Here is a 21,575-nt window from a genome sequence, read left to right on the forward strand (position 1 = left end):
TGCTGCTCAGCCGTATCCGCGATGTCGCCGACTACCCCGAGCCCGGGGTGATGTTCAAGGACATCACCCCGCTGCTGGCGGACCCGGCCGCGTTCACGGCGCTCACCGACGCGCTGGCCGAGATCGCCACGAACACCGGCGCGACCAAGGTCGTCGGCCTGGAGGCCCGGGGCTTCATCCTCGGCGCGCCGGTCGCGCTGCGTGCGGGCCTCGGCTTCATCCCGGTCCGCAAGGCGGGCAAGCTGCCCGGAGCGACGCTGCGACAGGCGTACGACCTGGAGTACGGCTCGGCCGAGATCGAGGTGCACGCGGAGGACCTGGCTGCCGGGGACCGCGTCCTGATCGTGGACGACGTCCTCGCCACGGGGGGTACGGCCGAGGCCGCGATCCAGCTGATCCAGCGCGCCGGTGCGGATGTCTCCGGGCTTGCGGTGCTGATGGAACTGGGCTTCCTGGCGGGCCGGGCCCGCCTGGAGCCTGCCCTGGACGGGGCGCCGCTGGAGGCACTGCTCCAGGTCTGAGCGGATTGCTGCACAAGCGGCCTCGGCTTCGCCGTAGGCCGCTTTGTGTTTCCCGCCGTCTTGCCCCGCCGTCGCCGTCCGCTGGCCGTCGCCGTCCACTTCCGAGTCACCCGCCGCACGCCCCCAAAGCACCCGGAATCAACCTCCCGGAATCCGGCGGGAGCCTCCCGTGTTTCATCAGTGAACGGTCCTCACTTCTGTCTGAAGGCGATGACCAGCCGCAGGATCGCTACCATGGGGTCTCCGGAGCCTGACCGGGGGACCCGGATCGCGCACGAGGAGCCCTCTTGCCAGACGAGGCCCAGCCACTGACCGCCGCCAAGCCCGAGCCCGCCTCGGCGCCCGCGGCCAAGCCCGCGCCGCACGCGTCCAACGCGAAGAACGACACCCGCGGGCCGATCGAGCACGCCCAGTCCGCGCCCGTCGAAAAGGCTGCCGAAGCCACACGTCCCAAGCCGTCCCCCGCTCTCGACCCCGCTCGAGCGGGGGGACCCCCAGCGCCCGAGCGCCCGGTGCAGCCCCCCGTGGTGCGCCAGCCCGCCGGCCAGGCCCGCACCGGCTCCTCCAACCGCGTCCGCGCCCGCCTGGCCCGCCTCGGTGTGCAGCGCGCGAACCCCTACAACCCGGTCCTGGAGCCCCTGCTGCGGATAGTCCGCAGCAACGACCCCAAGATCGAGAACTCCACGCTCCGCCAGATCGAGCGCGCCTACCAGGTCGCCGAGCGCTGGCACCGCGGCCAGAAGCGCAAGAGCGGCGACCCGTACATCACGCATCCGCTCGCCGTCACCACCATCCTCGCCGAGCTGGGCATGGATCCGGCCACGCTGATGGCGGGGCTGCTGCACGACACCGTCGAGGACACCGAGTACGGCCTCGACCAGCTGCGCCGCGACTTCGGCGACACGGTCGCCCTGCTCGTCGACGGCGTCACCAAGCTCGACAAGGTCAAGTTCGGCGAGGCGGCGCAGGCCGAGACCGTGCGCAAGATGGTCGTCGCCATGGCCAAGGACCCGCGCGTCCTGGTCATCAAGCTCGCCGACCGCCTGCACAACATGCGCACCATGCGCTACCTCAAGCGCGAGAAGCAGGAGAAGAAGGCGCGCGAGACGCTGGAGATCTACGCTCCGCTCGCCCACCGCCTCGGCATGAACACCATCAAGTGGGAGCTGGAGGACCTCGCGTTCGCGATCCTCTACCCCAAGATGTACGACGAGATCGTAAGGCTGGTGGCAGAGCGGGCGCCGAAGCGTGACGAATACCTGGCCATAGTGACCGACGAGGTCCAGGCCGACCTGCGCGCCGCCCGCATCAAGGCGACCGTCACCGGCCGCCCGAAGCACTACTACAGCGTCTACCAGAAGATGATCGTCCGCGGTCGCGACTTCGCCGAGATCTATGACCTGGTGGGGATCCGTGTCCTCGTCGACACGGTCCGCGACTGTTACGCCGCCCTCGGCACCGTGCACGCGCGATGGAACCCGGTCCCCGGCCGGTTCAAGGACTACATCGCGATGCCCAAGTTCAACATGTACCAGTCGCTGCACACGACGGTCATCGGGCCCAACGGCAAGCCGGTCGAGCTGCAGATCCGCACCTTCGACATGCACCGCCGCGCCGAGTACGGCATCGCCGCGCACTGGAAGTACAAGCAGGAGGCCGTCGCCGGCGCCTCCAAGGTGCGTACGGACGTGCCCAAGGCCGGCAAGGACAAGGACGCCATCAACGACATGGCGTGGCTGCGGCAGCTGCTGGACTGGCAGAAGGAGACCGAGGACCCCGGCGAGTTCCTGGAGTCCCTGCGCTTCGACCTGTCCCGCAACGAGGTCTTCGTCTTCACCCCCAAGGGCGATGTCATCGCCCTGCCCGCCGGGGCCACGCCCGTCGACTTCGCGTACGCCGTCCACACCGAGGTCGGCCACCGCACCATAGGAGCGCGGGTCAACGGCAGGCTCGTACCGCTCGAATCCACCCTGGACAACGGCGACTTGGTGGAGGTCTTCACCTCCAAGGCGCCCGGCGCCGGGCCGTCCCGCGACTGGCTGGGCTTCGTCAAGTCGCCGCGGGCGCGCAACAAGATCCGGGCCTGGTTCTCCAAGGAGCGCCGGGACGAGGCGATCGAGCAGGGCAAGGACGCGATCGTCCGGGCGATGCGCAAGCAGAACCTGCCGATCCAGCGCATCCTCACCGGCGACTCCCTCGTCACGCTCGCGCACGAGATGCGGTACTCGGACATCTCCGCGCTGTACGCGGCGATCGGCGAGGGCCATGTCTCCGCGCAGAACATCGTGCAGAAGCTCGTCCAGGCCCTCGGTGGCGAGGAGGCGGCCACCGAGGAGATCGACGAGACGGTCCCGCCGTCGCGCAGCCGCAGCCGCAAACGCCGCTCCAGCGCCGATCCGGGCGTCGTCGTCAAGGGCGTCGAGGACGTCTGGGTCAAGCTGGCCCGCTGTTGCACGCCGGTGCCCGGCGACCCGATCATCGGCTTCGTCACGCGCGGCAGCGGCGTGTCGGTTCACCGCAGCGACTGCGTCAACGTGGACTCACTGTCCCGCGAGCCCGAGCGCATCCTCGACGTCGAGTGGGCGCCCACCCAGTCCTCGGTCTTCCTGGTCGCCATCCAGGTCGAGGCGCTGGACCGCTCCCGGCTGCTCTCGGACGTCACCCGCGTCCTGTCCGACCAGCACGTCAACATCCTCTCCGCGGCCGTCCAGACCTCCCGCGACCGGGTGGCCACCTCCCGGTTCACCTTCGAGATGGGCGACCCCAAGCACCTCGGCCACGTCCTGAAGGCCGTGCGGGGTGTGGAGGGCGTGTACGACGTGTACCGGGTGACGTCGGGACGCAGCCGGTCGTAGTCCGTGTGACTTCAAGGCCCCACGCAAAAACGCTCGGCTGGGAAACCCAGCCGAGCGTTTTCATTTCAGCGCGTTCGTCGAAGGCGTACCGTATGTTTGGCAGCCAAGAAAAGACCGGACCCGGTGAGTACCGCCCCCAGGGCGATGGTCCATCCGGATTTCCCCGGCTCCGCTGACAGATATCCGATACCGGTCAGGGTCAGCAGGATACCCAGAATAAGGCCTGAGAAATTCGCCCAGAGAGACTTCATAGTGACTCACCTCCGGTCAGTTCTCTTTACGGAGTGCTGTAGATGGGCCACAGGTTGCCGTTGCTGGAGTGGGCCGTGGCAGGAGTCTGCGGTCCGTACTTGAGTACCGTATCAGTGAAGGTGATCGTGCCGCTGGGGCCGCAGACGGGGAGCTTCTTGGCGAGGCAGGACTGCAGCACAACCTTCCCCGTCAGGGTGAAGCCGGCCGCGCTTCCGCTCGCGTAGGGCTGGGTGAAGCTCATGTTGATGCCGAGGGCCTGACCCTGGACGTTGTTGTGACCGGACAGGGTGCCCGACGCGCTGACGAGGTTGCCCTTGCCATCGCGCACGGTGGTGACGACGAAGTCGATTTCTCCGGTGCGGGTCGACTTGTAGCCACCACCCGGGTAGAACTTGTAGACGTTGCTGGACGTCGTGTTGGCGTATGCAGCCGGAGCTGCGAGGGTGACTCCAGCGGTAGCGGTCACAGCGGCCAGTGCGGCGGCAGTTATACCGCTGCGGATATTCATGTTCCCCGATTCCTTTATGAAGCCGAACGCGATGGACGACGCCGTTCGGCGCGGCCTGGTCAAAGCCGCTGCACTGACAATAAAGGTCGAGTTGCTTGTGAGCAACCTCCCTTTGGCTCAATTAGTGCTCAAATCCGTCCCGGATTGTTTCGGAAATTTATTGGAATGTCCGGATTCAATAAAGCATGGCGGCACACGAAACTGGCCCCGGTCCGTACGGACCGGGGCCAAAACCCGCAACACTTTCAGTGACTTCTAGCCACCGAACTCCTGGAGACCCTTCAGTGCCTGGTCCAGGAGCGCCTGGCGGCCCTCCAGCTCGCGCTCCAGCTTGTCGGCCTTGGCGTTGTTGCCCTGGGCGCGGGCCTGGTCGATCTGACCCCGCAGCTTGTCCACGGCGGCCTGCAGCTGACCGGTCAGACCCTCGGCACGCGCGCGTGCCTCCGGGTTCGTCCGGCGCCACTCGGCCTCCTCGGCCTCCTGCAGAGCCCGCTCGACCGTGTGCATCCGGCCCTCGACCTTCGGACGCGCGTCCCGCGGGACATGGCCGATGGCCTCCCAGCGCTCGTTGATCGAGCGGAAGGCGGCTCGCGCGGTCTTCAGATCGCCGATCGGCAGGAGCTTCTGGGCCTCCTCGGCCAGTTCCTCCTTCAGCTTCAGGTTCTCCGCCTGCTCCGCGTCCCGCTCCGCGAACAGCGAGCTGCGCGCGGCGAAGAACACGTCCTGGGCACCGCGGAAGCGGTTCCACAGGTCGTCCTCGTGCTCGCGCTGGGCGCGGCCCGCGGCCTTCCACTGCGCCATCAGCTCGCGGTAGCGAGCCGCCGTCGGACCCCAGTCCGTCGAACCGGACAGCGCCTCGGCCTCGGCGACCAGCCGCTCCTTGGTCCGGCGGGCCTCCTCGCGCTGCGCGTCCAGCTGAGCGAAGTGCGCCTTGCGCCGCTTGGAGAACGCCGACCGGGCGTGCGAGAAGCGGTGCCACAACTCGTCGTCGGACTTGCGGTCCAGCCGCGGCAGCCCCTTCCAGGTGTCCACCAGCGACCGCAGCCGCTCACCGGCGGCCCGCCACTGGTCGGACTGCGCCAGCTGCTCCGCCTCGGTGACCAGGTCCTCCTTGGCCTTACGGGCCTCGTCGGACTGCTTGGCCCGCTGCTGCTTGCGCTCCTCGCGACGCGCCTCGACGGTCGCCACGAGCTTGTCCAGCCGCCCCCGGAGCGCGTCCAGGTCGCCCACCGCGTGATGGGCGTCCACCTGCTCGCGCAGGTGGTCGATCGCGGCCTGGGCGTCCTTCGCCGACAGGTCGGTGGTCTGTACTCGCTTCTCGAGGAGGCCGATCTCGACAACCAGGCCCTCGTACTTGCGCTCGAAGTAGGCCAGCGCCTCCTCAGGGGAGCCGGCCGCCCAGGATCCGACAACCTGCTCGCCGTCGGCCGTACGCACGTACACGGTCCCCGTCTCGTCGACGCGGCCCCACGGGTCGCTGCTCACAGCGCCTCCTCCACATGATGCCTGCGGGGGCTTCGGCGCCCCCGGCATCGTCCACAGTTTCGTCACGGCCAACATAGGCGACCAGCGGGTTGCCTGTCCGCATCCAGCGCGACCGAAATTCCGCTGTTGACCGTCATCGCCGTCAGGCCTTGGTCACCGTCGCTTTGTTGATCACGACGGTGGCGTTCGGGGCACCGTCCCCGGCGCCTGTGTTCTCGCCCGCCGCCGCGATCTTCTTCAGCACCTTCAGGCCCGCCGCGTCGACCGTGCCGAACGGCGTGTAGTTGGGCGGCAACGGGCTGTTCTCGAAGACGAGGAAGAACTGGCTGCCGTTCGTGTTCGGCCCGTTGTTCGCCATCGCGACCGTGCCCGCCGGGTAGACGGTCCCCTTCAGGCTCGGGTCCTTGAGGTTCTCGTCACGCATCTTGTACCCGGGACCACCGGTGCCCGTGGCCGTCGGGTCGCCGCACTGGAGCACGAAGATGCCCTTGGTGACCAGGCGGTGGCACTTGGTGTGGTCGAAGAAGCCCTGGCCCGCCAGGAAGTTGAAGGAATTGACCGTGTGCGGCGCCGCGGCCGCCTTGAGCGCGACGTCGATGTCACCGCACGTCGTGGCGAGCTTCATCGAGTACTTCGCCGACGTGTCGATCGTCAGCGCCGGCTCCTTCTTCCAGCTCAGCTTCTTCACCGAGCCGGCCGCCGGCTTCGCGCACGGGTCGGGGGCCTTCGTCGGCTTGACGTCCGCGGCGGTGTTGCTCTTCTTGTCGTCGCCCTTCAGCACACCCGTCGTGTACAGCGCGACACTGCCGATCACGATCACGCCCAGTACCGACGCGATCACGGAGTTGCGCGCGCGGGCCTTGCGGCGCGCCTGGGTGCGCCGCTGCTGCTGCCGCAAGAACTTCTCCCGGGCGAGCTGACGCCGCCGCTGCTCCTGGCTGACCACCGGGTTCTCTCCTCATGCGTGTCGTGTGTCGACCGGTACGCGTGCGGCTGCGTGGCTCTCGTGGGCCGACCGCTGCGTGTAGCCCCGTACCGTATATGGGTTCGCTGAGGAAACGGCAGCGCCGGTAGGCTCTGACTGCAGCTGAAGCCGCCTGTAATCGACACAACGAAGGACGATCGTGCTCATTGCCGGGTTCCCTGCCGGGGCCTGGGGGACGAACTGTTATCTCGTCGCCCCCGCCGCCGGTGAGGAGTGCGTGATCATCGACCCCGGCCACCAGGCCGCCGAAGGTGTCGAGGAAGCGCTGAAGAAGCATCGGCTCAAGCCCGTCGCCGTCGTCCTCACCCACGGCCACATCGACCACGTCGCCTCGGTCGTCCCGGTCTGCGGCGCACACGGCGTGCCAGCCTGGATCCACCCCGAGGACCGCTACATGATGAGCGACCCCGAGAGGGCGCTCGGCCGGTCCATCGGCATGCCGTTGATGGGCGAGCTGACCGTGGGGGAGCCGGACGACGTCCGGGAGCTGACGAACGGCACCGCCCTCGAACTGGCCGGCCTCACGTTCTCCGTCGCGCACGCGCCGGGCCATACCAAGGGGTCGGTGACCTTCCGGATGCCCGAGACCGCCGACATCCCGTCGGTGTTCTTCTCCGGGGATCTGCTGTTCGCCGGCTCCATCGGACGCACCGACATGCCGGGCGGATCCATGGCGGACATGCTCGAGTCGCTGGCCCGCGTGTGCCTGCCGCTCGACGACTCCACCGTGGTGCTGTCCGGCCACGGCCCCCAGACGACCATCGGCCAGGAGCGCGCCACCAACCCCTATCTGCGGCAGGTGGCCGCCGGGCAGGGAGCTTCCCCGGCTCCCCGACGAGGAATGTGACGAGAGATCTCTGTGAGCACTTTCAAGGCCCCCAAGGGCACGTACGACCTGCTGCCGCCGGACAGCGCCAAGTTCCTGGCCGTCCGTGAGGCGATCGCCGCACCGCTCAGGAGCTCCGGCTACGGCTACATCGAGACGCCCGGATTCGAGAGTGTGGAGCTGTTCGCGCGCGGCGTCGGTGAGTCCACCGACATCGTGACCAAGGAGATGTACGCCTTCGAGACCAAGGGCGGCGACAAGCTGGCCCTGCGTCCGGAGGGCACCGCCTCCGTCCTGCGCGCGGCCCTCGAAGCCAACCTGCACAAGTCGGGCAACCTCCCGGTCAAGCTCTGGTACTCGGGCTCGTACTACCGCTACGAGCGCCCCCAGAAGGGCCGGTACCGGCACTTCTCCCAGGTCGGTGCCGAGGCGATCGGCGCGGAGGACCCGGCGCTGGACGCCGAGCTGATCATCCTGGCCGACCAGGCGTACCGCTCGCTGGGCCTGCGCGACTTCCGCGTCCTGCTGAACAGCCTCGGCGACAAGGAATGCCGGCCGGTGTACCGGGCCGCGCTGCAGGAGTTCCTGCGCGGGCTGGACCTGGACGAGGACACGCGTCAGCGCGTCGACATCAACCCGCTCCGGGTTCTCGACGACAAGCGTGAGTCGGTCCAGAAGCAGCTGACGGGTGTCCCGCTGCTGCGCGACTACCTGTGCGACGCCTGCAAGGCCTACCACGAGGAGGTCCGCGACCTGATCACCGCGGCGGGCGTCGCCTTCGAGGACGACCCGAAGCTGGTGCGCGGCCTGGACTACTACACCCGCACCACCTTCGAGTTCGTGCACGACGGACTCGGCTCGCAGTCGGCGGTGGGCGGCGGCGGCCGCTACGACGGCCTCTCCGAGATGATCGGCGGCCCCGCGCTGCCGTCCGTCGGCTGGGCTCTCGGCGTCGACCGCACGGTCCTCGCCCTGGAGGCCGAGGGCGTGGAGCTGGACCTCCCGTCCACGACGTCGGTCTACGCCGTCCCGCTCGGCGAGGAGGCCCGCCGGGTGCTGTTCGCGAAGGTCACCGAGCTGCGCAAGGTCGGCATCTCGGCGGACTTCTCGTACGGCGGCAAGGGCCTGAAGGGCGCCATGAAGAACGCCAACCGCAGCGGCGCCCGCTACACGATCGTGGCCGGCGAACGCGACCTCGCCGAGGGCGTCGTCCAGCTCAAGGACATGGACTCCGGCGAGCAGACGGCGATCGGCGTGAACGAGATCGTCGCGGAACTGGAGTCCCGGCTCGGCTAGTCCGTCCGTGACGGAGGGCGCCGGGGATCCGGCGCCCTCTCACTGTTCCAGCAACCCGTACCGCATGGCGCTCGTCACCGCCGCCGTACGGTCGTCCACCCCCAGCTTGCCGAAGATCCGCAGGAGATGGGTCTTCACCGTCGATTCACCGATGAACAGGCGGCGGCCGATCTCCGCGTTCGTGCAGCCCTCGGCGACCAGCCGCAGTACCGCCGTCTCCCGCTGCGACAACCGGGGCCGCTCCGGCCTGGTCCGCAGCTGGTCGACCAGACGTGCCGCGACCGACGGTGCCAGCACGGTCTCGCCCCGCGCAGCGGCCCGTACCGCGTCCGCCAGTTCCCGCCGGGGCAGGTCCTTGAGCAGATACCCGGCGGCGCCCGCCTCCACGGCACGCAGGATGTCCCGGTCCGTCTCGTACGTCGTCAGGACGATCACCCGGCACGGCAGTCCGGCCGCCGTCATCCGCGCGATCGAGTCCACGCCCGAGCCGCCCGGCATGCGCAGGTCCATCAGCACGATGTCCGGGCGCAGTTCGGCCGCCAGCGCCTCCGCCCGCGGCCCGCTAGCCGCGTCGCCGATCACCTCCAGATCCGGTTCGGCGCTCAGCATGGCGCGCAGTCCCTCCCGTACGACGGGGTGGTCGTCGGCCAGGACGATACGGATCACGGGGTCTCACTCCTTGCGCCGGAAGCCATGCCGGCCGGGACGGGCAGGCGTACGGTCACCGCCGTACCGTCGCCGGGTGCGGTGCGGACGGTGGCCGTGCCGCCCACCTCGGCGGCGCGGGCGCGCAGCCCGGCCAGACCGTATCCGCTCGACGCCGCGGCCGGGTCGAAGCCGCAGCCGTCGTCGCGGACGGAGAGCGTCAGCGTGTCGTCGGCGTAGTCGAGGCGGACCCCGATCCGTGTCGAACTCCCGGCGTGCTTACGGGCGTTGGTCAGCGCCTCCTGGCAGGCCCGCAGGGCCACCACCTCCACGCCGGCCGGCAGGGTGCGCACCGGACCGGTCACCTCCAAGGCCGCCTCCTGACGGGTGGTCAGCCGGCCCAGCGCGTCCGGAAGGCTGGCGCCCGCCAGGTCCGCGGGCGCGCCGCCGGCGACCAGCGCGCGGGCCTCGGCGAGGTTGCGGCGGGCGGTGTCCTCCATCAGGGCCAGATGGCGGCGGGCCTGCGCGGGGTCGGAGTCGAGTTCCGCGTCCACGGCCTGCACCAGCATCAGCAGGCTGGTGAAGCCCTGCGCGAGCGTGTCGTGGATCTCCCGGGCCAGCCGATCGCGTTCGGTGAGGGCGCCGTGCGCGGCGGAGAGCCGGGAGATCTCGTGCCGGCTGGCGTCCAACTCGGCGATCAGTTCGGCCCGTTCCAGGCTCTGCTCGATGATCCGGATGATCCAGCCGCCCACGACCACCGAGAACACCAGGGTCACCAGGGCGGACAACGCGTTGACGAACAGGTCCTCGCCCCCCGGCCGCCACAGCAGGGCCCAGCCCGCGACCGGGACCACGTTGACCGCGGTCACCGCGATCAGCGCACCGCGCATGCGCAGGGTCATGAAGCACTGGGGGATCACGGCGAAGGCCAGTATCCGGGTCTCACCGGCCAGCACCGCGGACGGCAGGAACAGGGCCAGCGCCACTCCCAGGTAGTACCGGGCGCGGCGCTCGTCCGGCGGGTCCTCGCAAAGGAGGCGCCGCCCCACCGCCATGTACCAGGGCACCAGCGGCACGATGAGCCCGGCCGCGGTGGCCCGGACGGGCCACCCCGGGTGCCCGGCGCCGAGCAACATGGTCTGCGTGGCCAGCCAGGCCACCGCGAAGTACACGTCCCAGAGCAGGATCGAGCGGTCCCAGGCGTGGACTGCGCGGGCCCTGTCACCCTTCACCCGTCGCGCCGGTTCTTCCACCGGAAGGTCAGCAAGCACAGCGCCAATCCTCCGACGCACCACGCGCCCAGCACCAACGCGATCCGCCCGAACTCCCAGGCGTGCGCCTGCTCCAGGACCATCGCCGAGTCGGGCAGGAACACACCGCGCAGGCCCTGGCACAGCCACTTCAGCGGGAACAGGGCGCCGATGTCGAGCATCCAGCCGGGAATGGTGCCGATGGCGATGTAGACCCCGGAGACGAACTGGAGCACCAGGAACGGCAGCACGACGACGGAACTGGCGCTCTTCGCCGACTTCGGCACCGAGCTGATCGCGATGCCGAGCAGCGCGCACGCGGTCAGCCCGAGCACGAAGATCCACGCGAAGTCGAACCAGCGGCCGGGGTCGGACGGCAGGTGGACGCCGTAGCACGCCGTGCCGACGGCGAGGAGGATCGCGGTCTCCAGGACGGCGGTGAACAGAACCAGCCAGATCTTGCCCAGGAAGTAGGCCGCGGGCGGCATCGGGGTGCCCCGCAGCCGCCGCAGCACCTTCTCGTCCCGTTCGACGGCGATGGAGATGCCGAGCGACTGGAAACTCGTCGACATGATCCCGGAGGCCGTCATCGCGGGTACGTACAGCTGGGAGGCGGTGACCCCGGCGTGTCCGACGTGGTCGTGGAAGATCGACGCGAACAGGAACAGGAAGACCACCGGGAAGGAGAAGGTGAACACCACCTGCTCACGCAGCCGGAAGAACTGCTTGATCTCCAGGCCTCCCCGCAGCAGGCCGAGCCTCCAGGCGCCGGGCGGGGAGGCGGTGGATGCGCGGGCGGAGGCCGGTGCGGCGGTCGTGGTCATCGGGCGGCCTCCTGGCCGGTCAGCCGGAGGTAGACGTCCTCCAGGGTGGGGCGGGTCACGGTCAGTCCGGGTATCTCGCCGTCGAAGCGGTGCATGAGCGCGGCGACGGTCCGGGTCGGCGTGTCCGTGAGCTCCCTGCGCGGGGAGCCGTCGGCTTCCGTCCAGGTCACGGAGGCCTCACCGCCGTACCGCCGGCGCAGGCCGGTGGGCGTGCCCTCGGCGACCACCCGGCCCCTGGCGACGACCGCGAGCCGGTCCGCGAGGGTCTCGGCCTCCTCCAGGTAGTGCGTGGTGAGCAGGATCGTCGTGCCCTCGTCGGCGAGCAGCCGGATCAGGTCCCAGAACTGGCGCCGGGCGGCGGGGTCGAAGCCGGTGGTCGGCTCGTCCAGGAGCAGCAGCTCGGGACCCCCGATCACGCCGAGGGCCACGTCCAGGCGTCGCCGCTGGCCGCCGGAGAGTGCCTTGATCCGGCTGTCACTCTTCGCTTCGAGGCCGACCAGGCGGATGACCTCCGCCGGGTCGCGCGGGCGGGGGTAGTAGCGGGCGAAGTGCCGTACCGTCTCGCGCACCGTCAACTCCGCGGGCGCCGATTCGTCCTGCCAGACGATTCCCACCCGGGATCTCCACGCGCGCGTGCCCGTCGCCGGGTCCGCGCCGAGGACGGACACCTCGCCCCCGTCCCGTGACCGGTTGCCCTGGAGGATCTCCACCGTGGTGCTCTTGCCGGCGCCGTTCGGCCCGAGCAGCCCGAACACCTCACCGCGCCGGATACCGAGATCCAGCCCGTCCACCGCGGTCACGCCCCCGTACCGCTTGCGCAGCCCCCGGACGTCCACCGCGAAATCGTTCGCGTGTGCTGTCATGCCCTTGAGCATCGGCCGGAACCGAACGGTCCGTGCCCACCGTGCGTACGTCCTTATGTCCTTCCAACGGTGGACACACGCGTGCGTGCGGCACAATGAGCCCGTGCCCGAAGATGGTCCAACTCTCAAGTGACGGAATCGGCGTGATGAGCAAGACGACAGTCAATGACGTCTCCACCACGGAGTCGGGTCCCGAGCGTGCCGCCGGCACCGCGCGCACGGTCGGTGGCAGCCGCGCCTTCGCCCTGCTGCTGGTGATCACCGGCGCGGCCGGGCTGCTGGCAGCCTGGGTCATCACGCTCGACAAGAACAAGATCCTCGAGGCGAAGGCCGTCGGGAAGACGTTCACACCGGGCTGCAGCGTCAACCCGATCGTGTCCTGCGGCAGCGTCATGGAGAGCAAGCAGGCGGCCGCCTTCGGCTTCCCGAACCCCTGGCTCGGCCTGGTCTGCTACGGCATCGTGATCTGCGTCGGCATGAGCCTGCTGGGCCGCGCCCGCTTCCCGCGCTGGTACTGGCTGACCTTCAACTTCGGCACGCTCTTCGGCGTCGGCTTCGTCACCTGGCTGCAGTTCGAGTCCCTGTACCGGATCAACGCGCTGTGCCTGTGGTGCTCGCTGGCCTGGGTAGCCACGATCACCATGTTCTGGTATGTGACCTCGTTCAACGTCCGCAACGGCTTCCTGCGGGCACCACGCCTGCTGAAGTCCTTCTTCGGCGAGTTCACCTGGGTGGTGCCGGTCACCCACTGCGGCATCATCGCGATGCTGATCCTGACCCGCTGGGGCAGCCAGCTCTGGGCCTAGGCCCTGACGTCAAAGTCCCGCCCGCCCGGCGGCGACAGGGCCGGGGGCCGCCCCTTCCAAAGGCCCCGGCCCCCGGCCCGGCCGCGTTGTCAGTGCGGTGATTTAGGGTTTTGGGCGTGGAACCCGACCTGTTCACCGCCGCAGCAGAAGAACGCCAGGAGAAGGACCCGGCAGGCAGCCCCCTGCCGGTGCGGATGCGCCCGCGCACCCTCGACGAGGTCGTGGGCCAGCAGCATCTGCTGAAGCCCGGCTCCCCGCTGCGCCGGCTGGTCGGCGAGGGCTCCGGCGGCCCCGCCGGACCGTCCTCGGTGATCCTCTGGGGCCCGCCCGGCACCGGCAAGACCACGCTCGCGTATGTGGTCTCCAAGGCGACGAACAAGCGGTTCGTGGAGCTGTCCGCGATCACCGCGGGCGTCAAGGAGGTCCGCGCGGTCATCGACGGCGCCCGACGCGCCACCGGCGGCTTCGGCAAGGAGACCGTCCTCTTCCTGGACGAGATCCACCGCTTCAGCAAGGCCCAGCAGGACTCCCTGCTCCCCGCCGTCGAGAACCGCTGGGTGACGCTGATCGCGGCCACCACGGAGAACCCGTACTTCTCGGTCATCTCCCCCCTGCTGTCCCGCTCGCTCCTGCTGACCCTCGAACCGCTCACCGACGACGACATCCGTGGCCTGCTGAAGCGTGCCCTGACCGACGAGCGCGGCCTCAAGGACGCCGTGAGCCTCCCCGAGGACACCGAGGAGCACCTGCTGCGCATCGCCGGCGGCGACGCCCGCCGGGCGCTGACCGCCCTGGAGGCCGCCGCCGGCGCCGCCCTCGACCAGGGCGAGCGCGAGATCAGCCTCGAAACACTGGAGCAGACGGTCGACCGGGCCGCCGTGAAGTACGACCGCGACGGCGACCAGCACTACGACGTCGCCAGCGCCCTCATCAAGTCCATCAGGGGCTCCGACGTCGACGCCGCCCTGCACTACCTGGCCCGCATGATCGAGGCCGGCGAAGACCCCCGCTTCATCGCCCGGCGCCTGATGATCTCCGCCAGCGAGGACATCGGCCTGGCCGACCCGAACGCGCTGCCCATCGCGGTCGCCGCGGCCCAGGCGGTCGCCATGATCGGCTTCCCTGAGGCCGCCCTGACCCTCAGCCACGCCACCATCGCCCTCGCACTCGCCCCCAAGTCGAACTCGGCGACCACCGCGATCGGCGCCGCCATGGAGGACGTACGCAAGGGCCTGGCAGGCCCGGTCCCGCCCCATCTGCGCGACGGGCACTACAAGGGAGCCGCCAAGCTCGGCCACGCACAGGGGTATGTGTATCCGCACGACCTGCCCGAGGGCATCGCCCAGCAGCAGTACGCCCCGGACGCCCTGAAGGACCGCGAGTACTACACCCCGACCCGGCACGGCACCGAGGCGCGGTACGCGGACGCGGTGGAGTGGGCCAGGAAGCACCTCGGTCGCAGACGGTCCTGAGCGCCCTGTAGACTTCCCCGAAGTGCTGAGTCCCGCGCTGTCAGAGCGGGACATCCAGCCGGAGCCCCACGGCCGCAAGGACGCGAGGTTCCAGGAGCGTCGCGCACCGTCGAACGGTGTCGCGGGCAGCCCACCACCCCCCGGAGCTCCGGGACGGCCGGTGGGCCACTCGCGTGCTGCACGTTGTGCCCAGACCAGGGGAGCGGCTGCCCGGCAGGTCCCATGCGGACCCGGCGGGTTTCCCCGGCTGCGGAGGCGACCTCCCTTAACTCTGACAAGCCGGAAACTACGAAAGAGACGAAAGACAGTGGCGAACCAGTCCCGCCCCAAGGTCAAGAAGTCGCGTGCCCTCGGCATCGCGCTGACCCCGAAGGCCGTCAAGTACTTCGAGGCCCGCCCCTACCCGCCGGGTGAGCACGGCCGCGGCCGCAAGCAGAACTCGGACTACAAGGTCCGTCTGCTGGAGAAGCAGCGTCTGCGCGCGCAGTACGACGTGTCCGAGCGTCAGCTCGTCCGCGCCTACGAGCGTGCCTCCAAGGTTCAGGGCAAGACCGGTGAGGCTCTGATCATCGAGCTCGAGCGCCGTCTCGACGCCCTGGTCCTGCGTTCGGGCATCGCCCGCACCATCTACCAGGCCCGTCAGATGGTCGTCCACGGCCACATCCAGGTCAACGGCCAGAAGGTCGACAAGCCGTCCTTCCGTGTCCGCCCGGACGACGTCGTGCAGGTCCGCGACCGCTCCAAGGACAAGACGCTCTTCACGATCGCCCGCGAGGGTGGCTTCGCCCCCGAGGGTGAGACCCCGCGCTACCTGCAGGTGAACCTCAAGGCCCTGGCGTTCCGCCTGGACCGCGAGCCGAACCGCAAGGAGATCCCGGTGATCTGCGACGAGCAGCTCGTCGTCGAGTACTACGCCCGCTGATCCCAGCCCCGGCGCAGCGACTCAGCCCGCCGTCTCCCCGCCCTTCCGGGCGGGCGAGGCGGCGGGTTTGTGTTTCCGGTCGTCCGAACAGCGAGGGCCGGTGGGGGCTGGTCGCTCCCCACGTTCTCGGCTTCGTTCGAACCCGGGGGACCCCATCGCGGCGGAGCCGCACATGGATCGCACATGGATACGGCCCCGCCCCTGCGGGACGCGTCAGCCCCGCGCGGAGTCAGCAGCGGCCTCAGCGTGGTCCGCGCCCCCGCCGCCCTGCGGTACCGCCCCTCGTGGAGCCGCCAGGGCGTCCAGCGGTCGTCTCCTGTCACGACCCAGTGCACGTGCCACGGCCGTGGCACGGTCCAGCCCGGCCCCTTCGCGCACGCACTCCTCGTACCGCGGGTCCCCGAGGGCCTGCCGCGCCATCGCCTCGCAGCGCTCGTGCGGGGCGTTGAAGTAGGCCGAGCCGAACAGCGGGAGCCCCACCGACGGCCATATCCGGCCCGCCGCGCCCTGCAGCAGCGCCGCCTCGGCCGGCTCGCCCTGGGCCGCCGTCACCAGCGCCAGCAGCTCCAGCACCATCACCGAGCCGAGCAGGTCGCGGAAGGCGTGCGCGTTGCGCAGACACTCCGCGAGCAGATCCCGCGCCCTGTCCTGGATGCCTTCCTGCCAGGCCGCGTACGCCAGCACATACAGCGCGTAGCTGCGGGCCCAGAGCTCCCCGTGGTCCTCGCACACCCGGCGCACGTCCTCGCACAGCCGCACCGCGTCCGGCAGGTCCCCCTGGAAGGCCCGCGTCATCGCCAGCTCCACCTGGCCCATCAGCACATTGCTGTTGAGCTCGCCGATCTCCTGATAGCGGTCCAGCGCCGAGCGCAGCAGCGTTTCTGCACGCGCCATGTCATCGGTGACCAGGGCCAGACAGCCGGTGCGGTGCTCGGCGTACGCCACCGCCGTCGGATCCGCGCACCGCTCGGCCTGCTCCCGGCACTCCCGCAGCGCCGCCAGCGCCGGCACCGCGTCGCCCTGGAGGATCGCCACATAGCCGAGCACCCACAGAGCCTTCAGCCGCGACTGCTCGTACTCCGAATCCAGCTCGACGCTGCGCGCCAGCCAGCGCCGGCCCTCCGCGAGCCGACCGCAGCCGACCCAGCAGAACCACAGCGACCCCGCGAGGTACTGTCCGAGATGGGCCTCGTCCGGCTCCGTCAGACAGAACTCCAGAGCCGCCCGCAGATTGGGCAGCTCCGCCTCCACCCGGGCGGCGACCTCGCCCTGCCGGGGCGAGAACCAGTCCAGCTCGCACCAGGTCGCCAGGCCCAGATACCAGTCCCGGTGCCGCCGGCGCAGCCGGGCCGCGTCCCCCATCCCCTCCAGCCAGTCGGCGCCGTAGGCCCGGACGGTGTCCAGCATCCGGTAGCGGGGGCCGGCCGGGGTCTCCTCACGGGCGATGACCGACTGGGCCAACAGCTCCGACAGCACGTCCAGGACGTCCTCGGCGGGCAGCCCGTCCCCGCTGCACACGTACTCGACCGCCTCCAGGTCGAAGGTCTGCGCGAACACCGACAGCCGCGCCCACAGCAGCCGCTCCGCCGGCGTGCACAGCTCGTGGCTCCAGCCGATCGCCGTGCGCAGCGTCTGATGGCGGCACGGGGGCCCGCCGGGGACAGGGCGCGGCGACCCGTCCCGGCCGCCCGCGCTCAGCAGCCGGAACCGGTCGTCCAGCCGCTCCAGCAGCTGCGCCGGGGACAGCGCCCGCAGCCGCCCGGCCGCCAGCTCCACGGCCAGCGGGATCCCCTCCAGCCGCCGGCACAGCTCGCGCACCTCGGGGCCGTCGGACACCTCGAGCCCCTGCTCCCGGGCCCGGTCGGCGAACAGCTCAACCGCCTCGTCCGCGCCGAGCGGCGCCAGCGGGAACAGCCGCTCGCCCGCCAGCCCCAGCGGACGCCGCCCCACGGCCAGCACCCGCAGCCACGGCAGCTTCCGCAGCAGCTCCGCCGTCAGCTCGGCGCAGGCCTCCACGAGATGCTCGAACCCGTCCAGCACCAACAGGGCCGGACGGCCGGCCAGATGCTCCAGCAGCGTCTCCCGGGGCGGCCGGGCGGTGTGGTCGGTCAGCCCCAGCCCCTCCGCCACCGCGTACTCCACGAACTGCGGATCGCGCACCGGCGCCAGCTCCACCCGCCCGGCGGCGGACTCCCACCCGGCGGCGACCCGCGCGGCCAGCCGGGACTTGCCGACACCGCCGACCCCGGTCACGGTCACCAGCCGGGCCCGGCCGAGCGCGGCCGTCAGCTCGGCGAACTCCGCCGAACGCCCGACGAACGTGGTCAGTTCCAGGGGCGGATCGCCGGCGGCGAAGGGATCGGCGAAGGGATCAGGGCACTGAGGACCTCGCATGGGACACGGAGCGTACTGAAGTGTGTTCAATGCGTACAATCGCTTCTCGCAACTCCGCCCCGTGGCCCCGGTAATGCGGTACGGAGCCCCGGCCCGGGCGCGATAGGCTCGGACACGACTTTTTCGATCGTTCCGATGTCGAGAGCACGTTTCAGGGAGCGGGTGCGCACAGTGTCCGGTGGTGAGGTGGCCGGGATCCTGGTGGCCGTGTTCTGGGCGATCCTGGTCTCCTTCCTCGCGGTGGCTCTCGCGAGGCTGGCCCAGACGCTCAAGGCGACCACCAAGCTCGTGGCGGACGTGACCGATCAGGCCGTCCCGCTGCTCGCCGACGCCTCCGCCGCCGTGCGCTCCGCGCAGACCCAGATCGACCGCGTCGACGCGATCGCCTCCGACGTCCAGGAGGTCACGTCCAACGCCTCCGCGCTGTCGACCACCGTCGCCTCCACCTTCGGCGGCCCGCTGGTCAAGGTCGCGGCTTTCGGCTACGGCGTCCGCCGGGCGCTGGGCGGCCGCAAGGAGGACGTGCCCGCGAAGGCACCCCGGCGTACCGTGATCGTGGGCCGCACGGTCCCTGCCGCACGACGCAAGCGGAAGTAAGGACGAGACCGAGCGATGTTCCGCCGTACGTTCTGGTTCACCACAGGTGTCGCCGCCGGTGTGTGGGCCACCACCAAGGTCAACCGCAAGCTGAAGCAGCTGACCCCGGAGAGCCTCGCCGCGACCGCGGCGAACAAGGCTCTGGAGACCGGTCAGCGGCTGAAGGACCGCGCGGTCGGCTTCGCGCTCGACGTCCGCGACAACATGGCCCAGCGGGAGGCCGAGCTGGAGGATGCCCTGGGCATCCACGAGAACCCCGAACTCCCCGCACCCCGGCGCCACACCGCCATCGAGAACGCCCCGGGCAACCACCGCAGCGCACCGAAGTACATCGAAACGTCGATCTCTTCGCCAACGAAGTACTCGTACAACCGGAATGAGGACCACTGATGGAGTCGGCCGAGATTCGCCGCCGCTGGCTGAGCTTCTTCGAGGAGCGCGGGCACACCGTCGTCCCTTCGGCGTCGCTCATCGCGGACGACCCGACTCTGCTCCTCGTCCCGGCCGGCATGGTGCCCTTCAAGCCCTACTTCCTGGGCGAGGTCAAGCCGCCCTTCCCGCGCGCCACCAGCGTGCAGAAGTGTGTGCGCACGCCCGACATCGAAGAGGTCGGCAAGACCACGCGGCACGGCACCTTCTTCCAGATGTGCGGCAACTTCTCCTTCGGCGACTACTTCAAGGAAGGCGCCATCAAGTACGCCTGGGAGCTGCTCACCACGCCCCAGGACAAGGGCGGTTACGGCCTCGACCCCGAGCGCCTGTGGATCACCGTCTACAAGGACGACGACGAGGCCGAGCGCATCTGGCACGAGGTCGTCGGTGTGCCGAAGGAGCGCATCCAGCGCCTCGGTATGAAGGACAACTACTGGTCCATGGGCGTCCCCGGCCCCTGCGGCCCCTGCTCCGAGATCAACTACGACCGCGGCCCCGAGTTCGGAGTCGAGGGCGGCCCCGCCGTCAACGACGAGCGGTACGTGGAGATCTGGAACCTCGTCTTCATGCAGTACGAGCGCGGCGAGGGCACCGGCAAGGACAACTTCGAGATCCTCGGCGACCTGCCGAGCAAGAACATCGACACGGGCCTCGGCATGGAGCGCCTCGCCATGATTCTGCAGGGCGTGCAGAACATGTACGAGATCGACACCTCCATGGCCGTCATCGACAAGGCCACCGAGCTGACCGGCGTTCGCTACGGCGACGCCCACGACTCGGACGTGTCTCTTCGCGTGGTCACGGACCACATGCGTACCGCCACGATGCTCATCGGCGACGGTGTGACGCCGGGCAATGAGGGCCGCGGTTACGTCCTGCGCCGCATCATGCGCCGCGCCATCCGCAACATGCGCCTGCTCGGCGCCACCGGTCCGGTCGTCAAGGACCTGATCGACACCGTGATCCGCATGATGGGCCAGCAGTACCCGGAGCTGCTCACCGACCGCGAGCGCATCGAGAAGGTCGCCCTCGCCGAGGAGAACGCCTTCCTCAAGACGCTGAAGGCCGGCACCAACATCCTCGACACCGCCGTCACCGAGACCAAGCAGTCCGGCGGCACGGTCCTCTCCGGCGACAAGGCCTTCCTGCTCCACGACACCTGGGGCTTCCCCATCGACCTCACCCTGGAGATGGCCGCCGAGCAGGGCCTCTCCGTGGACGAGGACGGCTTCCGCCGCCTGATGAAGGAGCAGCGGGAGCGCGCCAAGGCCGACGCCCAGGCCAAGAAGACCGGCCACGCCGACATGGGCGCCTATCGCGAGATCGCCGACACCGCCGGCGAGACCGACTTCATCGGCTACACCGACACCGAGGGCGAGACCACGATCGTCGGCATCCTGGTCGACGGCGTCTCCTCGCCGGCCGCCACCGAGGGCGACGAGGTCGAGATCGTCCTCGACCGCACCCCGTTCTACGCCGAGGGCGGCGGCCAGATCGGTGACACCGGCCGGATCAAGGTCGACTCCGGTGCCGTCATCGAGGTCCGCGACTGCCAGAAGCCGGTCCCGGGGGTGTACGTCCACAAGGGCGTCGTCCAGGTCGGCGAGGTCACTGTCGGTGCCAAGGCCCACGCCTCGATCGACGCCCGCCGCCGCAAGGCCATCGCCCGCGCCCACTCGGCCACCCACCTCACCCACCAGGCGCTGCGCGACGCGCTCGGCCCGACGGCCGCCCAGGCCGGTTCCGAGAACCAGCCCGGCCGCTTCCGCTTCGACTTCGGCTCCCCGTCCGCCGTGCCGACGGCCGTGATGACCGACGTCGAGCAGAAGATCAACGAGGTGCTCGCCCGCGACCTCGACGTGCGCGCCGACATCATGGGCATCGACGAGGCGAAGAAGCAGGGCGCCATCGCCGAGTTCGGCGAGAAGTACGGCGACCGGGTCCGCGTGGTGACCATCGGCGACTTCTCCAAGGAGCTGTGCGGCGGCACGCATGTGCACAACACCGCCCAGCTGGGTCTGGTGAAGCTGCTCGGCGAGTCCTCCATCGGCTCGGGTGTCCGCCGTATCGAGGCCCTCGTCGGTGTGGACGCCTACACCTTCCTCGCCCGTGAGCACACGGTGGTCAACCAGCTGACCGAGCTGCTCAAGGGCCGTCCGGAGGAGCTGCCGGAGAAGGTCTCCTCGATGCTCGGCAAGCTGAAGGACGCCGAGAAGGAGATCGAGAAGTTCCGCGCCGAGAAGGTGCTGCAGGCCGCCGCCGGTCTCGCCGGGTCCGCCAAGGACGTCCGCGGTGTGGCCGTCGTCACCGGTCAGGTGCCGGACGGTACGACCCCGGACGACCTGCGCAAGCTGGTCCTCGATGTCCGCGGTCGCATCCAGGGCGGCCGGGCCGCGGTTGTGGCCCTTTTCACGGTCAGCAACGGCAAGCCGCTGACCGTCATCGCCACCAACGAGGCCGCCCGTGAGCGTGGTCTCAAGGCCGGTGACCTGGTCCGCACCGCCGCCAAGACCCTCGGCGGCGGCGGTGGCGGCAAGCCGGACGTCGCCCAGGGCGGCGGTCAGAACCCGGCCGCGGTCGGCGATGCCGTCGAGGCCGTCGAACGCCTCGTCGCCGAGACCACCAAGTGACAGCCCAGTAAG

18 protein-coding genes are annotated in these 21,575 nt (G+C 70.0%); 10 read left to right on the forward strand and 8 right to left on the reverse strand.

What is annotated here, in order from left to right; translation table 11 throughout:
• Positions 1-521, forward strand: a 521-nt coding sequence (locus M878_RS83985; RefSeq protein ID WP_023552078.1) for an adenine phosphoribosyltransferase, incomplete at its 5' end; no start/stop codon positions are given.
• A gap of 287 nt (positions 522-808) precedes the next feature.
• The gene (locus M878_RS83990) at positions 809-3,376 is read left to right on the forward strand and encodes a RelA/SpoT family protein (RefSeq protein ID WP_023552079.1); all 2,568 of its coding nucleotides are present in this window, start codon (positions 809-811) and stop codon (positions 3,374-3,376) included.
• 277 nt (positions 3,377-3,653) lie between these two features.
• Here M878_RS83990 and M878_RS83995 read toward each other — a convergent pair whose 3' ends face one another.
• The 3 genes from M878_RS83995 to M878_RS84005 all read right to left on the reverse strand — a co-directional run bounded on the left by M878_RS83995 (position 3,654) and on the right by M878_RS84005 (position 6,567).
• Positions 3,654-4,136 (reverse strand): hypothetical protein, encoded by a 483-nt coding sequence (locus M878_RS83995; protein ID WP_023552080.1) that lies wholly within the window; start codon positions 4,134-4,136, stop codon positions 3,654-3,656.
• A 255-nt stretch (positions 4,137-4,391) separates the two neighbouring features.
• Positions 4,392-5,621, reverse strand: coding sequence for a DUF349 domain-containing protein (locus tag M878_RS84000; RefSeq protein ID WP_023552081.1), 1,230 nt, complete (start codon positions 5,619-5,621; stop codon positions 4,392-4,394).
• 142 nt (positions 5,622-5,763) lie between these two features.
• Positions 5,764-6,567: a peptidylprolyl isomerase gene (locus tag M878_RS84005; RefSeq protein WP_023552082.1), complete on the reverse strand. Its 804-nt coding sequence runs from the start codon at positions 6,565-6,567 to the stop codon at positions 5,764-5,766.
• A 178-nt stretch (positions 6,568-6,745) separates the two neighbouring features.
• Between M878_RS84005 and M878_RS84010 the strand changes: the two genes are divergently transcribed.
• Positions 6,746-7,453: an MBL fold metallo-hydrolase gene (locus M878_RS84010; protein ID WP_031226678.1), complete on the forward strand. Its 708-nt coding sequence runs from the start codon at positions 6,746-6,748 to the stop codon at positions 7,451-7,453.
• Positions 7,454-7,465: 12 nt separating this feature from the next.
• Entirely contained in the window at positions 7,466-8,728 is a 1,263-nt protein-coding gene (gene hisS / locus M878_RS84015) for a histidine--tRNA ligase (RefSeq protein WP_023552084.1), read from the forward strand.
• A 39-nt stretch (positions 8,729-8,767) separates the two neighbouring features.
• Here hisS and M878_RS84020 read toward each other — a convergent pair whose 3' ends face one another.
• The 4 genes from M878_RS84020 to M878_RS84035 are packed head-to-tail and all read right to left on the reverse strand — an operon-like array spanning position 8,768 to position 12,310.
• On the reverse strand, positions 8,768-9,394 hold the full coding sequence (locus M878_RS84020) for a response regulator (RefSeq protein ID WP_023552085.1): 627 nt from the start codon (positions 9,392-9,394) through the stop codon (positions 8,768-8,770).
• A complete protein-coding gene (locus M878_RS84025; protein ID WP_023552086.1) occupies positions 9,391-10,605 on the reverse strand; it encodes a sensor histidine kinase in 1,215 nt (404 codons plus the stop codon). The genes M878_RS84020 and M878_RS84025 overlap by 4 nt, the downstream gene beginning before the upstream one ends.
• Positions 10,602-11,447, reverse strand: a complete 846-nt coding sequence (locus M878_RS84030; RefSeq protein WP_023552087.1) for an ABC transporter permease — start codon at positions 11,445-11,447, stop codon at positions 10,602-10,604. Before M878_RS84030 ends, M878_RS84025 begins: the two co-directional genes overlap by 4 nt.
• Positions 11,444-12,310: an ABC transporter ATP-binding protein gene (locus M878_RS84035; RefSeq protein ID WP_031226680.1), complete on the reverse strand. Its 867-nt coding sequence runs from the start codon at positions 12,308-12,310 to the stop codon at positions 11,444-11,446. Before M878_RS84035 ends, M878_RS84030 begins: the two co-directional genes overlap by 4 nt.
• 146 nt (positions 12,311-12,456) lie before the next feature.
• Here M878_RS84035 and M878_RS84040 point away from each other — a divergent pair, with 146 nt between their 5' ends.
• From M878_RS84040 to rpsD, 3 genes are all read left to right on the forward strand, one after another.
• A complete protein-coding gene (locus tag M878_RS84040) occupies positions 12,457-13,116 on the forward strand; it encodes a vitamin K epoxide reductase family protein (protein ID WP_023552089.1) in 660 nt (219 codons plus the stop codon).
• 116 nt (positions 13,117-13,232) lie between these two features.
• A complete protein-coding gene (locus M878_RS84045; protein ID WP_031226681.1) occupies positions 13,233-14,588 on the forward strand; it encodes a replication-associated recombination protein A in 1,356 nt (451 codons plus the stop codon).
• 307 nt (positions 14,589-14,895) lie between these two features.
• Positions 14,896-15,510 (forward strand): 30S ribosomal protein S4, encoded by a 615-nt coding sequence (gene rpsD / locus M878_RS84050; RefSeq protein ID WP_023552091.1) that lies wholly within the window; start codon positions 14,896-14,898, stop codon positions 15,508-15,510.
• 213 nt (positions 15,511-15,723) lie between these two features.
• Here the strand turns inward: rpsD and M878_RS84055 are convergent, their stop codons facing one another.
• On the reverse strand, positions 15,724-17,904 hold the full coding sequence (locus M878_RS84055; protein ID WP_023552092.1) for an ATP-binding protein: 2,181 nt from the start codon (positions 17,902-17,904) through the stop codon (positions 15,724-15,726).
• Positions 17,905-18,066: 162 nt separating this feature from the next.
• Here M878_RS84055 and M878_RS84060 point away from each other — a divergent pair, with 162 nt between their 5' ends.
• From M878_RS84060 to alaS, 3 genes are read left to right on the forward strand one after another with little or no spacing between them, the layout of a single operon-like run.
• Positions 18,067-18,501: a DUF948 domain-containing protein gene (locus tag M878_RS84060; RefSeq protein ID WP_106962777.1), complete on the forward strand. Its 435-nt coding sequence runs from the start codon at positions 18,067-18,069 to the stop codon at positions 18,499-18,501.
• 15 nt (positions 18,502-18,516) lie between these two features.
• The gene (locus M878_RS84065; RefSeq protein WP_023552094.1) at positions 18,517-18,891 is read left to right on the forward strand and encodes a hypothetical protein; all 375 of its coding nucleotides are present in this window, start codon (positions 18,517-18,519) and stop codon (positions 18,889-18,891) included.
• Entirely contained in the window at positions 18,891-21,563 is a 2,673-nt protein-coding gene (gene alaS / locus M878_RS84070; RefSeq protein WP_023552095.1) for an alanine--tRNA ligase, read from the forward strand. Before M878_RS84065 ends, alaS begins: the two co-directional genes overlap by 1 nt.
• Positions 21,564-21,575: the final 12 nt, after the last annotated feature.

It is taken from the genome of Streptomyces roseochromogenus subsp. oscitans DS 12.976, from assembly GCF_000497445.1.
In the GTDB taxonomy this organism is placed as follows: Bacteria; Actinomycetota; Actinomycetes; order Streptomycetales; family Streptomycetaceae; genus Streptomyces; species Streptomyces oscitans.